General features: G+C 69.3%; 1 protein-coding gene and 1 pseudogene. Both read left to right on the forward strand.

The annotated features are described in order from the left end of the window. Positions 1 to 592: TOBE domain-containing protein (locus AOK09_RS35110; RefSeq protein WP_169797113.1), on the forward strand; the 592-nt coding region annotated here is incomplete at its 5' end. 170 nt (positions 593 to 762) lie between these two features. Then, positions 763 to 1143 (forward strand): annotated as a pseudogene (locus AOK09_RS35115) (Crp/Fnr family transcriptional regulator); the annotation flags it as partial.

A 1143-nucleotide genomic window follows, 5' to 3' on the forward strand; every position in this document is an offset into this window, starting at 1 on the left:
GCTGCTGCTGCTGGACGAGCCGCTGGCCGCCCTGGACGCCCGCACCCGGCTGGAGGTGCGGGCCCAGCTCCGCCGCCATCTGGCCGGCTTCGAGGCCGTGGCCGTCCTGGTCACCCATGACCCGCTGGACGCCATGGTGCTGGCCGACCGGCTGGTGGTCGTGGAGCACGGCCGGGCCGTGCAGGAGGGCACCCCGGCCGAGATCGCCCGCCGGCCGCGCACCGACTACATCGCGCACCTGGTGGGGCTGAACCTCTACGAGGGGCGGGCGCAGGGCCGTACCGTGCAGTTGAACGGCGGCCCCGCCGTCACCACCGACAGCGACCTGTCCGGTCCGGTGTTCTTCAGTTTTCCGCCCAGTGCCGTCACCCTTCACCGGGACCGGCCGACCGGCGTCAGTGCCCGAAATCTCTGGCGCTGCGAGATTGCCGGTCTGGAAACCCGCGGCGATCGTATCCGGGTCGATCTGACCGGTGAACTCCCGCTGGCCGCGGACCTCACCGCGGCTGCGGCGGCCGACCTGGACCTGCACCTCGGCTCCATCGTGTGGGCGGCCGTCAAGGCCACGCAGACCCATGCCTATCCGGCTTGAAACCTGAATTCCCGGGCTTTTTCCCAGGTCGCCGTCATTCATGCAAGCGGACGGCGGGAAGGTCATTTCATGTGATTCAGCTTGCACCCGTTCGTGTGATGGTTTGTGAGCGATTCGATGTGCACCATTGATTCCGCAGGCCAACATCATCGTTCTGGGGAGGGCACTGAATGTCGGTCGAAACGGCTGAGGATGCGGCGGCGCAGGACGGGCGGTCGCAGCTGAGCCTGAGTACGGCGGCGGCCAGGAACCTGGCGTCGACGACCAAGTCCGTACCGCAGATGCAGGAGATCAGTTCCCGCTGGCTGCTGCGGATGCTGCCCTGGACGCAGGTGTCCGGCGGCACCTACCGGGTGAACCGGCGGCTCAGCTACACCGTGGGCGACGGACGGGTCACCTTTGTGCAGACCGGCGCCCAGGTGGCGGTGGTGCCCGCCGAGCTGGGCGAGCTCCCGGTGCTGCGCGGCTTCTCCCACGACGGGGTCCTCCAGGAGCTGGCGGGACGCTTCGAGCAGCTGGAGGTGGCCGCCGGCGAGGTGCTGGCCGAGGCC

The organism is Peterkaempfera griseoplana (assembly GCF_001418575.1).
GTDB lineage: Bacteria > Actinomycetota > Actinomycetes > Streptomycetales > Streptomycetaceae > Peterkaempfera > Peterkaempfera griseoplana.